The organism is Sphingomonas sp. Leaf230 (assembly GCF_001421745.1).
GTDB lineage: Bacteria > Pseudomonadota > Alphaproteobacteria > Sphingomonadales > Sphingomonadaceae > Sphingomonas.
Genome location: NZ_LMKW01000008.1, coordinates 14,518 through 29,525, shown reverse-complemented (window position 1 = coordinate 29,525; position 15,008 = coordinate 14,518). Strand labels below are relative to the sequence as shown.

The 15,008-nt window shown below is 64.4% G+C and carries 10 protein-coding genes; 4 read left to right on the top strand and 6 right to left on the bottom strand.

Going from position 1 to position 15,008, the window contains the following annotated elements; genetic code table 11:
- The first annotated feature begins 75 nt into the window (after window positions 1-75).
- Window positions 76-414, top strand: a complete 339-nt coding sequence (locus ASE82_RS05815; protein ID WP_056060177.1) for a TfoX/Sxy family protein — start codon at window positions 76-78, stop codon at window positions 412-414.
- Here ASE82_RS05815 and ASE82_RS05810 read toward each other — a convergent pair.
- The gene (locus tag ASE82_RS05810; protein ID WP_056060175.1) at window positions 411-2,186 is read right to left on the bottom strand and encodes an ABC transporter transmembrane domain-containing protein; all 1,776 of its coding nucleotides are present in this window, start codon (window positions 2,184-2,186) and stop codon (window positions 411-413) included. The genes ASE82_RS05815 and ASE82_RS05810 overlap by 4 nt on opposite strands.
- A 162-nt stretch (window positions 2,187-2,348) precedes the next feature.
- Here ASE82_RS05810 and ASE82_RS05805 point away from each other — a divergent pair, with 162 nt between their 5' ends.
- Entirely contained in the window at window positions 2,349-3,581 is a 1,233-nt protein-coding gene (locus ASE82_RS05805; protein ID WP_056060172.1) for a polyhydroxyalkanoate depolymerase, read from the top strand.
- A gap of 40 nt (window positions 3,582-3,621) precedes the next feature.
- Here ASE82_RS05805 and ASE82_RS05800 read toward each other — a convergent pair whose 3' ends face one another.
- Window positions 3,622-4,104, bottom strand: a complete 483-nt coding sequence (locus tag ASE82_RS05800; protein WP_056060169.1) for a pyridoxamine 5'-phosphate oxidase family protein — start codon at window positions 4,102-4,104, stop codon at window positions 3,622-3,624.
- A gap of 229 nt (window positions 4,105-4,333) precedes the next feature.
- On the opposite strand from ASE82_RS05800, the gene ASE82_RS05795 reads away from it, so the two are divergent.
- Window positions 4,334-5,374, top strand: coding sequence for a cupin-like domain-containing protein (locus ASE82_RS05795; protein WP_056060167.1), 1,041 nt, complete (start codon window positions 4,334-4,336; stop codon window positions 5,372-5,374).
- Window positions 5,375-5,569: 195 nt separating this feature from the next.
- On the opposite strand, the gene ASE82_RS05790 is transcribed toward ASE82_RS05795, so the two are convergent.
- Genes ASE82_RS05790 through ASE82_RS05775 form a run of 4 tightly spaced genes read right to left on the bottom strand, consistent with a single transcriptional unit; the run spans window position 5,570 to window position 11,464 of the window.
- On the bottom strand, window positions 5,570-7,054 hold the full coding sequence (locus ASE82_RS05790; RefSeq protein ID WP_056060165.1) for a tryptophan halogenase family protein: 1,485 nt from the start codon (window positions 7,052-7,054) through the stop codon (window positions 5,570-5,572).
- Window positions 7,051-8,568 (bottom strand): tryptophan halogenase family protein, encoded by a 1,518-nt coding sequence (locus ASE82_RS05785; protein ID WP_056060162.1) that lies wholly within the window; start codon window positions 8,566-8,568, stop codon window positions 7,051-7,053. Before ASE82_RS05785 ends, ASE82_RS05790 begins: the two co-directional genes overlap by 4 nt.
- Window positions 8,565-9,965: a tryptophan 7-halogenase gene (locus tag ASE82_RS05780; RefSeq protein ID WP_056060157.1), complete on the bottom strand. Its 1,401-nt coding sequence runs from the start codon at window positions 9,963-9,965 to the stop codon at window positions 8,565-8,567. The genes ASE82_RS05785 and ASE82_RS05780 overlap by 4 nt, the downstream gene beginning before the upstream one ends.
- Complete coding sequence (locus ASE82_RS05775; protein ID WP_056060154.1) at window positions 9,962-11,464, bottom strand: tryptophan halogenase family protein; 1,503 nt, start codon at window positions 11,462-11,464, stop codon at window positions 9,962-9,964. Before ASE82_RS05775 ends, ASE82_RS05780 begins: the two co-directional genes overlap by 4 nt.
- Window positions 11,465-11,629: 165 nt before the next feature.
- Here ASE82_RS05775 and ASE82_RS05770 point away from each other — a divergent pair, with 165 nt between their 5' ends.
- Window positions 11,630-14,998 carry a TonB-dependent receptor gene (locus ASE82_RS05770; protein WP_082441335.1) on the top strand — a complete coding sequence of 1,123 codons (3,369 nt, stop codon included), beginning with the start codon at window positions 11,630-11,632 and terminating at the stop codon, window positions 14,996-14,998.
- Window positions 14,999-15,008: the final 10 nt, after the last annotated feature.

Sequence of the window (15,008 nt, the reverse complement as noted above, 5' to 3'; positions counted from 1 at the left end):
GGGCATGGCATCGCAAGCGAAACGCCGTCGTCGGCATGGCTCGCCAAGGCCGCGCCGATCTGCGAGGATCACCCGATGGCCTCCGATCGCAAGACCGTCGCGTTCATCGTCGATCAGCTCGCCGCGGCGGGGGAGGTCTCCGCAAAGCCGATGTTCGGCGAATACGGCGTCTATTGCGACGGTAGGATGGTCGCGCTGATCTGCGACGACCAGCTGTTCGTGAAGCCAACCCCGGGTGGCCGCGCGTTCGCTGGGGCGATCGACGAAGCGCCGCCCTATCCGGGCGCGAAACCGTGCCTGCTGGTCGACGCGGATCGCTGGGACGATGCGGAGTGGCTGGCCGAACTCGTCCGCATCTCGACCGCCGAACTGCCGATGCCGAAACCGAAAAAGCCCAAGCCCAACAAGGTCTAGGCGGCCTCGTTGAACTGCAGACTGGCGAGCCGCGCGTAGAGCCCGCTGTTGGTCATCAGCGACGCGTGCGAGCCTTCCTCCACGATCTGACCGTCGCTCATCACGATGATCCGCTCGGCCGCGCGCACGGTAGCGAGGCGGTGCGCGATGACCAGCGTGGTGCGGTTCGCCATGAGCCGCTCGAGCGCCTCCTGCACGAGCCGCTCGCTCTCGGCATCGAGCGCGCTGGTGGCCTCGTCGAGCAGCAGGATCGGCGCATCGCGAAGCAACGCGCGGGCGATCGTGACGCGCTGGCGCTGGCCACCCGACAGCCGTGCGCCGCCTTCGCCGAGGAACGTATCGAGGCCTTCGGGGAGCTTGCGCAGGAACTCGGCGGCGTTGGCGGCTTCGGCGGCGGCCCAGAGCTGGTCGTCGGTCGCGGACCAGTCGCCGTAGCGGAGGTTGTCGCGGGCCGAGGCGCCGAAGATGATCGTTTCCTGCGGCACCATCGCGATCCGCGCGCGGACTTCCGCCGGATCGGCGTCGCGGAGGTCGATGCCGTCGAGAGTCACGCGGCCGGCGTCGGGGTCGTAGAAGCGCTGGACCAGCTGGAAGAGGGTCGTCTTGCCTGCGCCGGAGGGGCCGACGACGGCGACTGTCTCGCCCGGCTTCACGTCGAGCGAGAAGCCGTTGAGCGCGGCGACATCGCGCCGCGTCGGGTAGTGGAACTGCACCCCCTCGAACGCGAGCGCGCCGCGTGGCGGCTGGGGCAGGGCGACCGGATTGGCAGGCGCGGCGATCTCGGGCTTTTCGCGTAGGAGTTCGGACAGGCGTCCGGCCGCACCGGCACCGCGCAAAAGGTCGCCATATACTTCGGTCAACGCACCGAACGCGCCTGCGACGATGCCGCCGGTCAGGACGAACGCGGCGATCGCGCCGCCGCTGATGCGGCCGGCGGCAACGTCGATCGCACCTTCCCACAGGACTAATGTGATCGACCCGAAGACGAGGCCGATTACGATCGCCGTCATCACGGCGCGGAGCATGATACGGGCGCGAGCCGCGGCAAACGTCGCGCCGACCGCGTCCGCGAACCGCGCTGCCTCACGGTCTTCCTGCCCGAATGCCTGCACGACCTTCATCGCGCCGAGCGTCTCGGTGGCGATCGAGCCGACATCGGCGACGCGGTCCTGCGAGGTGCGCGAGTAGTTGCGGACGCGTTTGCCGAGCAGCGCGATCGGCAGGATGATCAGCGGGATGCCGATCATCAGCATGCCCGCTAGCTTCGGCGAGATCGCGAACAGGTAGATCAGCCCGCCGATGCCGGTGAACGTGTTGCGCAGCGCGATCGACACCGTGCTGCCGACGACCTGTTCGATCAGCGCCGTATCCGACGTGAGGCGCGAGGCGATTTCCGACGGGCGATTCTCCTCGAAGAAGCGCGGTGTCAGGCGGAGGAGATGGCGTTGCACGTTGGTGCGGATATCCGCGACGACGCGCTCTCCGAGCCACGACACGTAGTAGAAGCGCACCGCGGTCGCGAGGGCGAGCACGACGACGATCATCAGCAAATAGTGGAACGAGTTGGCGACCGACCCGCCCGCGCCGGGGCCAAAGCCGCGGTCGATGACGCGCTTGAATCCGTATGGGATGCCGATCGTCGCGGCCGAGGTCATCATCAGCGCGAGCCCCGCGAATGCGATTTGGCGAGGGTATTGTGAGGCGTGACGCCACACCATCGCGAGATCGCCGATCCGGCGGGACGTCTTCTCTTCGGGTATCGGCTTGGCCATGCGCGGTGCCTAGCAGTGGCGGGGGTGGCGCTCAACGAGAACCGGGCGTCGCCGAGAGCGGTGATCCGGTCGCGCAAGACGGAGCGGCGGTCGATCGCGCGTTGCACTGCGGCAAAATTGCGTTACCACCGTGCAAAGCCCGATGAGGCGAGAGGATACCGCATGCTCTACGATGCCTATGAATTCCAGCGTTCGATGATGGCCGGCGCCAGCAAGATGGCGAGCTTCGGCGCGGATATGCTCAACAATCCGGCAAACCCGTTCGCCTATTTGGGCGGCGGCACGGTGGTCGCATCGGCGCTCGAAGTGTTCGCACACGCGAATGCGACGCGCGGCAAGCCGGCGTTCGGGCTCGACACGACGACGATCGACGGCCGCGAGGTCGCGGTGCGCGAGGAGATCGTGTTGCGGAAGGACTTCGGGCAGTTGAAGCGCTTTGTCCGCGAGGGCATCGAGGGCGGACCGAAGCTGCTGATCGTCGCGCCGATGTCGGGGCATTACGCGACGCTGCTGCGCGGGACGGTCGAGCGGATGCTGCCGTTCGCGGACGTCTACATCACCGACTGGCGTGATGCGCGCAGCGTGCCAGTGTCGGCGGGGCGGTTCGATCTCGATGACTATATCGATTACCTGATCGAATATCTGGAGACCATCGGCGCCAACGAAGGGCAGGGGGGCACGCACATGCTCGCCGTCTGCCAGCCGTCGGTGCCGTGTTACGCCGCCGTGGCGCTGATGAGCGCGGACAAAAACCCGTGTCGTCCGAAGACGCTGACGATGATGGGCGGCCCCGTTGATACGCGCGAGGCGCCGACTGCGGTCAACACGCTGGCGACTGAGCGGCCGCATGCGTGGTTCGAGCAGAACGTCATCGCGACGGTCCCGGGAAATTATCCGGGTGCGGGGCGGAAGGTATATCCCGGCTTCCTGCAGCTTGCCGGATTCATGTCGATGAATCTCGGTAACCACATGGTCTCGCATTGGGAGATGTATAAGCATCTCGTCCAGGGCGACGGCGAAAGCGCGTCGCAAAGCCAGGATTTCTACGAGGAATATCGCTCGGTCTGCGACATGACCGCGGAATTCTATCTCCAGACGATCGACGTCGTGTTCCAGAACCATGCGCTGCCGCGGGGGATCATGACGCATCGTGGTCGTCTGGTCGATCCGGCGGCGATCACCGACGTGGGTCTGCTCGCGGTCGAGGGCGAGCGCGATGATATTTCGGGGTTGGGGCAGACCAAGGCGGCACTGACGCTGGCGACTGCGCTACCCGAGGATAAGAAGCGTTACCTCATGGCGGAAGGTGCTGGGCATTACGGCATCTTCAACGGCTCGCGCTGGCGGGACAAAATCGCGCCCGTGGTGGAAGAGTTCATCACCGCGAACGGGTAAGAGAAATGGGCGGCCTTTTACAGGCCGCCCATAATTTGGTTCAAGCGATCGAGTTCACCACCGCGTGGCTGCTCGACTCGTCCGAACGGATCGTGCCGCCGAACAGCATCTTGAGGCGGCCGCCGACCGAGATATCGGTTTCCCACAGCTCGGCGCTGTCGATGTCGAAGCGCAGCAGCGTCAGGTTGGGGTCTTCCTTGCCGCCCGGAAACCATGCCTCGACCTGGTTGTTCCAGAGCTTGTCGATCTGCGTGCGGTCGTTCGACGTCGAGACGTCGCCGGCCATGCAGGCGAAGAAATCATGGCCCTTGCCGACGAACTGCGCCATCGCCGCGCCGCCCTTGGCGATACGGTTGTCGCGACCGGCGAAGAAGAACAGCGCGTTGGGCTGATCGTCGTCGATCTGCGCGGTCATCGGCTCCGAATGCTCACCGTCGTTAAGGCCGATCATCACGAACGGGCTCGACTTCAGCTTCTCGATGAACTTCGCTGCGACTTCCTGGGGGGTATCCTTGTCGGCCATCGTCATTCTCCTATTGGCTTGGATTGCCACTGAGAACGGGTGGGGCGGGGGTTGGTTGCGCAGGATCTGCGGTCGGCACACGTGCTGCTGCTGGATAAAACCGTGGCCAACGCGCCATGTCGACGATCGCTGCGGTTCTGCAGCACCACGAAAAATACGGTGAATTCGATTACCGATCCGTGCCTCAAACAGGATTTAGTGAGGCGCACCTTACTGCTATTGCAGGACTATGGAGAGTATTCATTCCGCCGTAACGGACGTTCGCGTCGAAGAGCGCACTGTCGTCGACGCTCAGACCTTCGCTACCGAAGTGGCGGGGCGCTCTACCCCGGTGGTGTTGCGCGGGCAGGTTGCCCATTGGGCCAGCGTGCGAGCGGCGGAAGGTGGCGACGACGCGACCGCAACGTATCTGGCCGGACTCGGTGATGGTGGCAAGCCGATGGACGTGCTGATCGGCGGTCCCGAATTCGGTGGCCGCTTCTTCTATCGCGGCGATAATCTGGAAGGCTTTAACTTTCACCGCGAGAAGGCCCCGTTGGCAGTCTTGCTGAACGAATTGTTGCGGTTGTCCAGCGTGCCCGAGGAAAAGCGGCATTTCTTGTATGCCAACGCGGCAACCGCGCCTGAGCATTTGCCGGGGTGGTTGGCAGCCAATCCGATCAACCTGCCGCTGGGCGGAGCGACGCCAAGGCTGTGGATCGGCAACGGATCGCAGACCGCGACACATTATGACGGCTCGACGAACCTTGCCTGCGTGGTCGCCGGCCGACGCCGCTTCACGCTGTTCCCGCCGGACCAGGTCGGCAATCTGTATATCGGACCGCTCGACCGGACGCTGGCCGGCCCGCCGTCCAGCATGGTCGATCCGTTGGCGCCGGACCTGCACCAGTTTCCGCGATATGCCGAGGCGCTGCGTCATGCATTGGTCGCCGATTTAAGACCGGGTGATGCGTTGTTCATCCCGGCGATCTGGTGGCATCATGTCCAGGCGTTCGGGACGCTCAATGTGTTGTGCAATTACTGGTGGGCGTTCGACCCGACGGTTTCGGCGTTTCACGCGATGGTCCATGCGATGATGGCGGTGCGCGATCGCCCGCCGGCGGAGAAGGCGGGGTGGCGAGCCTGGTTCGAGCACTATGTGTTCGGCGACGATGCTGCGGCAGCCGGCGATCATCTCCCCACGGCAGCGCGGGGCGTGCTCGGCCCAGCCTCGCCAGATCGTACCGAGCGGATTCGCGGCTATCTGCTGAAAGCGCTCCAGCGACGCTGACCGAGTGCCGTCGATGAAGCCGGCTTAGGCAGGCGGCGGGTTCCAGTTGGTCGCCTTGCCGCGGTCATCGACGATGCTCGGGACGACTCGACGTCTTGCGTGCCCGTTTGGGACCGTCGAAACGCAAGCCGCGTCGGTCGAGTTTAGTCGCAGCCGCAACGACGGTGAGCGGCACGGGCATCAGCCGATACTGGTTTACGCCAACCTGGCGAGCGCATGGGCATGGGATGGCATATGCGTCAGTGAAGTAGCGACTACGCGTTCGATCTGCGCCAACCGATTGGCGGCGGTCTCGATCGGTATCGCGTCGCAGATCGGATCGTAGCCTGAGACGGGGGCGTTCTGTCCAGTCAACACCGCGAGCCAGCTGGTTTCGTTAAACAGTTCGTCGGCCTCTCGAAAGATGCGGCCGCCAGCGTGAAACAATGCGAGCTTTTCGGCCAGCCCCTCCGGAATTGCTGCAGCCGCGCGGTCGAGCCAGAAGCGTTCGGTGCGGTCGTTGAGGTGGTAATGCGCGACGAGGAAGTCTCGGATGCGGACGAATTCCGCGGTCATGATCCGGTTGTAGCGCTCGACGGTCGCAGCGGCCGGGCGGCCCGCAGGCAACATCCTGAGCAGATGCTGCAATCCGCTTTGGACCAGATGAATGCTGGTGGATTCAAGCGGCTCCATGAACCCCGCCGCCAGACCTAGAGCGATGCAGTTGCCGCTCCAGAAGCGGTTGCGATGGCCCGTTGCGAAGCGGATCACGCGAGGTTCGGCCAGCGCCTCGCCGTGCAACCCGGCCAGCAACGTAGCGGTCGCCTCGTCCTCGCTCATGTGGCGGCTGGAAAAGACATGGCCGTTGCCGGTGCGATGCTGCAGCGGGATACGCCAGCGCCAGCCGGCACGCTCGGCTATCGCCCGGGTGAGCGGCAGCGGTGCGGCGTCGGCAACCGAAGGTACTGCGACGGCGCGGTCGCAAGGGAGCCATTCGGACCAGTCGGTCCATCCTGCCTCCATCGCGCCTTCGATCAAGAGGGCGCGAAAGCCGGAGCAGTCGAGGAACAGGTCGCCTGCGATGCGGCTACCGTCTGCGAGATGGACGGCCGCGATACCCGCCGGGCCGCGTTCGACGCGTTCGACCAGCCCTTCGTGGCGGACGACGCCGTATGCCTCGGCCTGCGCGCGCAAGAACGCGGCGTAGTGCCCGGCGTCGAAATGATAGGCATAGCCGATCCGCGAGAGGGGTGAGTCGCCATTGGCAATCGGGCGTGAGAAACGGCGGGTCTCCGCCGCGCGCGCCTCGAGTGAATAGGCCCCCAGCGGGGCTGCGAGGCCTGCCTGGCGCGCACGCAACCATTGCGCCGCGAACGGCACGCCGGCGATGTCGGTCCCGATCTGGCCAAACGGATGGACATAGGACTCGCCCGGACGCGTCCAGCCTTCGAACCGGATGCCGAGCTTGTAGCTGCCGCCGGTCGCGCGGAGGAAGGCGTCCTCGTCGATCCCGAGCATCGCGTGGAAAGTACGGATCGGCGGGATCGTTGCTTCGCCCACGCCGACCGTGGGGATATCGTCCGATTCGATCAACGTCACGCGTGTGCCGGCGGGGCCAAGCAGTCGCCCGAACGCGACCGCGGCCATCCAGCCCGCGGTGCCGCCACCGACGATCGTTACAGATCGTAGCGCGTCGGTCATGCGCGCACACGCGTCGGGCTGGTACGGGCGAGATAGTCTTCGTGGCGCGGCATCCGGGCTGCGGCGTCTGCGAACATCGCGCGCAACCGATCAAACCGGGGGTCTACGTCGCGGGCGTCGACCGTATCGGCAAGACGGTCCCAGCCCTCGGGAACGATGCCTTGCCCCAGCAACACTGCGACCCAGCTTGCTTCGGCGAACAGATCGTCCTCCCATCGGAACAGTCGTCCGCGACGTCGCCACAGGGCAATCTTCTCGGCCAGACTATCGGGGATCGCCCGCGCCCCGGCCTCGCGCCAGAACGGGGAATCGGTCCGGCGGGTCGCGTGATAGTGAAGCGCCAGGAAGTCGCGAACCTGGTCGAACTGCGTTTCGGCAAGACGATTATAGGTATCGATCTCGACCGGCGAGAAACCTTGGTCGGGGAACAACGCCAGCAGCTTCGAGATACCGGTCTGCACCATGTGGATACTGGTGGATTCGAGCGGCTCGGTGAAGCCGGAGGCTAGGCCGAGCGCGACGACGTTGCCTATCCACTGTTTTCGGCGTCGCCCTGCCGTGAAACGCAGGATGCGAGGGTCGGCAAGCGGCGGCCCATCTACACCGTCGAGCAAGGTCGTGGCGGCCTCGTCGTCCGAGCAATGCGCGCTGCTGTAGACATAGCCGTTGCCGGTGCGGTGTTGCAGCGGAATGCGCCATTGCCATCCGGCTTCGCGCGCGGTCGACCGGGTGTATGGCGTGATCGCGGTGCCGGTATTGGCGGTCGGCATCGCGACGGCGCGGTCGCAGGGCAACCAGCGCGTCCAGTCCTCGTAACCGGCACCGAGCGCCTGCTCGATCAGCAACCCGCGGAAGCCGGAGCAGTCGAGGAACAGGTCGCCTTCGATCCGGCGGTCGCCGGCGAGCGTGACATGACGGACGTGTCCGGTATGGCCGTCAAGCGCGACATCGCCGATCTCGCCCTCGATCCTGGTGACGCCGTCGCGTTCCGCACGACCTCGTAGGAACCGAGCGTAAAGGCCGGCGTCGAAATGATAGGCATGCGCCATCTGTGACAATATCGATGCCGGGTCGGGCGAGGGGGGGGCGAACCGCCCGGCCCGCGCGGCTACCGCGCACAGCGAGTAGGCGTCGATGTTCTCGACCACGCCTGCGGCTCGGCGACGTCGCCAATGTTGGTGGAAGCGGACGCCCTCGATATCGAAGCCGAACCCGCCAAACGGGTGGAGATAGCGTTCGCCGATCGCACCCCAGTCGACGAACTCGATGCCGAGCTTGAAGCTGCCTGCGGTCGCCGCCAGAAACGCCGCTTCGTCGATGCCGAGCATCGCGTTGAAGGCTCGGATCGGCGGGATAGTCGCTTCGCCGACACCGACGGTGCCGATCGTATCGGACTCGATCAGGGTCACGCTGGCCCCCGTCGGGATCAGTCGCGCCAGCGCGGCGGCCGCCATCCAGCCCGCGGTGCCGCCGCCGACGATGACGATGCGACGGACAGGTGAACCCAGCGTCATGCGGCAGCCAGTTCGGCCATGGCGTGCGCGTAGGGCGGAAGCGCTCGGACCTGCGCGATGATCCGCGCGCGATGATCGGCGAAATGCTGCTGGATCGTTGCTAGGGGTAGCGCATCGGCGCGCGCGTCGTACCGCCGTGGCACAAGACCCATCGCGTCGAACATCGCGGCCCAGTCCTCCTCTTCGAACGGTTCGTCGTCGAACATTGGCAGACGTCCGCGGGCAGCAAATAGAGTGCGTTTCGCCTCGACGGCATCGGGAAGCATCGTGTCGCCGGACTCGTCTCCGAATGCACCCACGCCACGGCCTGCGGCCTTCTGTGCGATGATGAAGTTGCGGGCGCCCGTCATGGCGTTTGCCGTAAATCGATTGAACGCCTTGGCTTCGACGGGTGCTCGGCGATCAGCGGGCCAAAGCTGGATGAGCTGCGCCAGCGACCGCAGCAGCACGGTCAGCGCGGTTGGGTGCAGTGGCTCGATGAGACCGGCAGCGGCGCCGAGGGCAATACAGTTGCCGCGCCAGGCCTCGACGCGGCGACCGGCGCGGAACGGCGTGCCCTCGCCACCCGCGGCGCAGGTCAAGCGCACGTCGGCGCCACCGAGCGGCCAGGTCGTGGTCCAGCCCGAACCCTGCGCATCGACTTGCGTGTAAGGTGGCGGGGCGCCCGCTGCCGACAGCGTTTGCGTATGCGTCCGGTCACACGGCAGCCAAGCCGACCAATCCTCGAATGCCGGCGCCGTCCGGCTCGCGATGCACGCGTCGCTACCGGAACAGTCCAGCACGAGCAACGGTGCGATATCGGTGTCGTCCGTCAATGTCAGTGTCTCGACGATGCCGCTTGCGTCGATCTGCGAGTGGGCAAAGGGTGTGTTTGCGCAGGAGGCACCGAAGTTGAGCGCGGCAGCGCGCAGCACCGCGGTGTAGCGTTCGACCGGCAGATGTAACGCATGCGCAATCGGGGCTTCGAACGCGAACCGGCCGGCCTGTGCGGCAACCGCAGACAAGGCATAGTCGGCCAGACGAACAGGGATCCCGTCCTTGCGCAGCCGGCCGGCAAGCTGGTGGAACGCGATACCCTGAAGCGGCGCGCCCGTTTCGCCGTACGACAGGAACGCCGCGGCACCGTCCTTGCGCCAGCCACCGAACGCGATCCCGAGCGCATGACCTCCGCCGGTTGCGCGGACAAGCGCCGTCGTCTTGATACCGAGGTCCGCGTGAAACCCGCCAAGCGCCGGCGGCACCGCTATCACCGGTGCAAAATCGCCTAGGCCATCGCCACTCGCGCCATCGTCGATCACGACGACATGATAAGCGTCACGAGGCAGGCGACGGGCAAGCGCGGCGGCGGCCATCCAGCCACACAGGTTCGCGCCAAGGATTGCAACGGTCTTGCTCATGCCGCGGCCTTGATCCGCGCTATGTAGTCTTCGTGCAAGGGCATCGCCTTGGCTGCGCTTGCGCAAGCCGCGGCAACCCTTGCGACGTGATCTCGCGACGTCGCCATTGGAATATCGGCTATCAGCGGATTCAGGCGGTCCGGCATGATCCGTTGGCCGTAATAGACGGCAAGCCAACTCGCCGGCAGGAACATGCCCTCCCGATACGATGCGACGATGCCCCGCTCGCGGAATTCGGCGATCTTCTCGGTCAGCGACGAGGGCAGGGTCATGGTTCGCATGTAGCGCCAGAACGGCGTGTCGTCGCGGTCCGTGGCGCAGTAGTGCAACACCAGAAAGTCACGGACACGGTCATATTCGAGCGCCATCGCGCGGTTGAATTCCGCCTCATCCGCTGGGTCGAACACGCCACCGGATGGAAACAGTTCGATGAGCTTGCCGATCGCGAGCTGGATCAGGTGGATGCTGGTCGATTCCAGCGGCTCGAGAAACCCGGCGGACAGGCCGATCGCGACGCAATTCCCAACCCATTGGCGGTGCCGCCGGCCCGTCCGAAAGCGGAGCATGCGCGGTTCAGCAAGCGCCTCACCCTCAAGGTTATCCATCAGCACCGAACGTGCGGTTTCCGGATCGGTGAACCGTGTCGAGAAGACGTGACCGTTCCCCGTGCGATGCTGGAGCGGAATGCGCCATTGCCATCCGGCTTCGCGCGCAGTCGCCCGCGTGTACGGCGTCAACGCACCGGCATTGGCGGTCGGGACCGCCCATGCGGCATCGCACGGTAGCCAGTGCGACCAATCCTCATGTCCGACTTTTAGTGCGCCATCGATCAGGAGTGCGCGAAAGCCCGAACAGTCGATGAACAGGTCACCCGCGATCCGTCGGCCATCGGCAAGGCGAACCGCGCCGATACCATCGTCCTTCTGCTCGACCGCATCGACGCGTCCTTCGATCCGGACGACGCCGCGCGCTTCGACATAGTCGCGCAGATAGGCGGCGTAGAGCGTCGCATCGAACTGATAGGCGTAGGAATAGGTCGAGCCGATCGAGCGCGGATCCTCAAGCGGCGGCGTAAAACGATTGTCGCGCGCGGCGACGATCGGCAGCGAGCAGTCTTCCAGCTTCGGTAAGCCGTCAGCGCCACCGCGCGTCGCGTGCGCCCAATACTGGTGGAAAGGCAGGCCATCGATGTCGTGCCCGAAATCGCCAAAGGGATGGATGTAGCTGTCGCCGATACGGCCCCAATCGCGAAATTCTATGCCAAGCTTGAACGTCGCATTTGTACGACGAATAAAGTCGGCTTCGTCGATACCTAATCTTTGATTGAAGAATCGGATGTGCGGAACCGTTGCTTCGCCAACGCCGACCGTTCCGATGTCTTCCGACTCGATCAGGGTCACGTCCGCAAGTCGCCCGGCGAAACTCATCGCCAGTGTTGCGGCGGTCATCCAACCGGCGGTACCGCCACCAACGATCACGACTTGTATGCGGGCGCTCATGGCCAATCCTCATCCTCTCTGTGTTGTATCTAAGCAACTACGCGCTCATTTCCGAGCGTTCTTAACCTTTTATGTAGCTGTTACATTCATGTGACGCTACCTCGCCTGGCAGATAAAGCGCGCCAACGAATGATAGCGCTATCTGTAAAGGGGATGCCAAACGTCATGACCACTGCGAATATCCTAGTTGCGTCTCGTCGTGTTGGTGCGTTGAAAGGCGGGGCATCGTTGATCGCGCTCTGCTTGGCAGCCGCACCGCAAGCGTTGCAGGCCCAGCAAGCTGAGCCGGTTCCCACGCAGAGCACGCCGACGGCGGCGGCGCTTGACCGTACCGCACCTTCAGATCGGGCCGCGGCGGCAAGTGCTGATACGTCAGTTTCGGGGCAGGCCCAGCCTTCCGCAAACGCGCAGGTTCCCTCGGGCGGTGCTAGGCCGACACAGGCCGAGCAATCGACCGCGACACCGCAGAGTGAGGCCGCCAACCAGGACATCGTGGTCACCGGCATTCGTCGCAGTCTGCAGAGCGCGCAGGCGATCAAGAAGAATTCCGAAGTCGTCGTGGATTCGATTTCAGCCGAAGATATTGGTGCATTGCCGGACCGTTCGGTGACGGAGGCGTTGCAGCGCGTCCCGGGCGTGTCGATCAGCCACTTCTCCGCTGGCGTCGATCCGGACCACTTCTCGACGGAAGGGTCGGGTGTCGTCGTTCGCGGTCTCACCTACACGCGCTCCGAGATCAACGGCCGCGATTCGTTCAGTGCCAACAATGGTCGTGGCCTGTCGTTCGCCGATGTTCCGTCGGAATTGCTGGGCGGCGTCGACGTGTTCAAAAGCCCGTCGGCCGACATGATCGAAGGGGGCATTGCCGGTACCGTCAATCTGCGGACTCGCCTGCCGTTCGATTCCACCGGGTTGTCGTTGGGCGGCACGCTGGAGAACAACTACGGAGACTTCGTCAAGAAGTCGTCGCCGACCGTTTCGGTCCTCGCCAGCGATCGCTGGCACACCGGCATCGGCCAGTTCGGCCTGCTCGGCAGCTTCGTGCGCTCGCAGGTTCGCTCACGCGCGGACAGTGTTCAGATCTCGAACTGGGGCGAACGCGTACTCACGAGCGGGGGCGACCTGCTACAGCCGCTCGGCGCCAACAACCTTCCGAACGTCGGGACGACCGTGTACGTGCCGCGCGGCGCGGCGATCCGCAGCCAGGAATTCAACCGTACGCGCTACGGGTATTCGGCGGCTGGCCAGTGGCGCAGCAACGACGACAAGATGACCGCGACCGCGCAGTTCCTGCGCGCGGATTCGCGCGAGGCCTGGACCGAGAACTCGATCGAAGTCGCTACCGACAACGTTTTGACCGCGGGGGACTCCCAGCCATTCCCCGGCACGAGCTTCGCGTATGACGACGACAATGCGTTCACCAGCGGTCTCATCACCGGTCCGAACGGCTATCGCGCCGATCAGGGTAGCGACATGCGTACGCCGACCAATGGCTTGCAGAGCAACAACATCGCGCGCGGCAACACGGCACGTTACATCACCAACGATGCCAGCTTCAACTTCAAGTGGCAGCCGACGACGCGTCTGGGCGTGACCGTCGATTACCAGCACGTCTGGTCGAAGGTAAACGTTACCGATCTCACCGTCTGGGGGACGACCTACCAGAATGCCGACATCCGATTGAACGGCAGCGACCCGGCCTATGTGAACTTCATTCCCGTTACCAACGGCGCCAACAACTACCAGAATGCGGCGCATCCGAGCTACGCGGACCCGTATAACAGCTTCTACCGGTCGGCGATGGACCATATCGAGGACAGCAAGGGCAACGAAGACGCCGCGCGTATCGATCTGGACTATTCGTTCCCGGAGGAAAGCTGGCTGACGTCGATCCGCGCCGGCTATCGCTTCTCCGATCGCCAGAACGAAGCGCGGTCGACCGCGTATAACTGGGGCGTGTTGAGCGAGATCTGGGGCGGCGGGGATGGCAGCATGACCGCACCGGGGTCGACCGGCGGACCGGTATGGTTCGACCGCCCGATCGATGGCAATCCGACGACCCGCGACGCGGGCGTGCCGGGGCCGCAACAGGCCTTCACCTACGACAATTTCTTCCGTGGGCAGGCTAATGACGCGTCCAACGGTGGCCGTGTATTCTATCCGGGCAGCCAGCTTCAGGATTACGGTGCCGCGGTCCAGCAGATCAGCCAGATCGCGCACGAATGGCGTAATTTCACATCGACTAATTCGGGCGCGGATGGCTGGGTGCCGCTGGCGCAGCGTTCGGGCGTGATTGCTGGGACGCCGTTCCGTCCGGGCGAGGTCAATCCGGTCAGCGAGCGTAACAACGCCGCCTATCTCGCAGTCCGCTTCGGCAACGATTTGTCGAATGGGTGGAATCTGAGCGGCAATGTCGGCGTGCGCTACACCAAGACACGGCGTATCTCGTCGGGCTTCTTCTCGTTCCCGAACCAGTCGTTCAGTTGCGTTCCACCCGCCAACGGCACTGCAATCTCGCGGTTCTGTGCGTTGCCGGACGCGACCCGCGCAGCGGCAGTGGCGTTCCAGAACGGCAATCTCGTGCCGAACAACACCAAGCTGACCTACGACTACTTCCTGCCGAGCTTCAACGTGAAGCTGGCGGTAGGGGGTGGCCTGCAGTTCCGCGCCGCGTTCAACAAGAGCGTCGCACCGCCCGATTTCGGGCAGACCCGGTCGTTCTACAATATCGGTCTGACGACCAGCGACCAGACGATCCTGTTCAACGGCGGACCGGTGGCGATCTTCGACGTCGGCAACCCGAACCTCAAGCCGGTCCGGGCCGACAATTACGATCTGACCGCGGAATGGTATTTCTCGAGCGTCGGTCAGCTGACCTTCTCGGCGTTCGCGAAGAACCTGTACGGCGTCCAGTCCGTCGGGACGCAGCGCCTGTCGTTCACCAACAATGGCTCGACGTTCGATGCCATCGTCACGACGCCACTGAACTCGGCGGATACGGGCAAGGTTCGCGGGTTCGAGGTCGGCTATCAGCAGACGTACGGCTTCCTGCCGTCGGTGCTGGGCGGTCTCGGGCTCTCGGCGAACTTCACCTATGTGCATTCGACGGGTGTGTCGCAGCAACAGCTGGACCCGAACGATCCGAACGTAACGGCGGGGATCATCTCCTCCGTCGATACCGGGAAGCTGCCGTTGCAGGGGTTGTCGAAGTACCAGTTCAATATCGGGCCTTTCTATCAGCGCAATGGCCTGGAACTCCGCGCCGCGTATAACTGGCGGTCACGGAACCTGTTGACGATCCGCGATGTGATCACGCCGTTCGCGCCGGTCTATGCAGAGTCGTACGGGCAGCTCGATGCGTCGGTCTTCTATGCGATCACGCCGGCGGTGCGGATGGGCTTCCAGGGTGTGAACCTGACGAACTCGGTGACCCGGACGTCGTACGTCATCAACGACGACCTGCTGACCCGACCACGCAACTGGTTCATCAACGATCGCCGCTTCACTTTCTCGATCCGCGTCGCGATCAAGTAAGGCGATAACT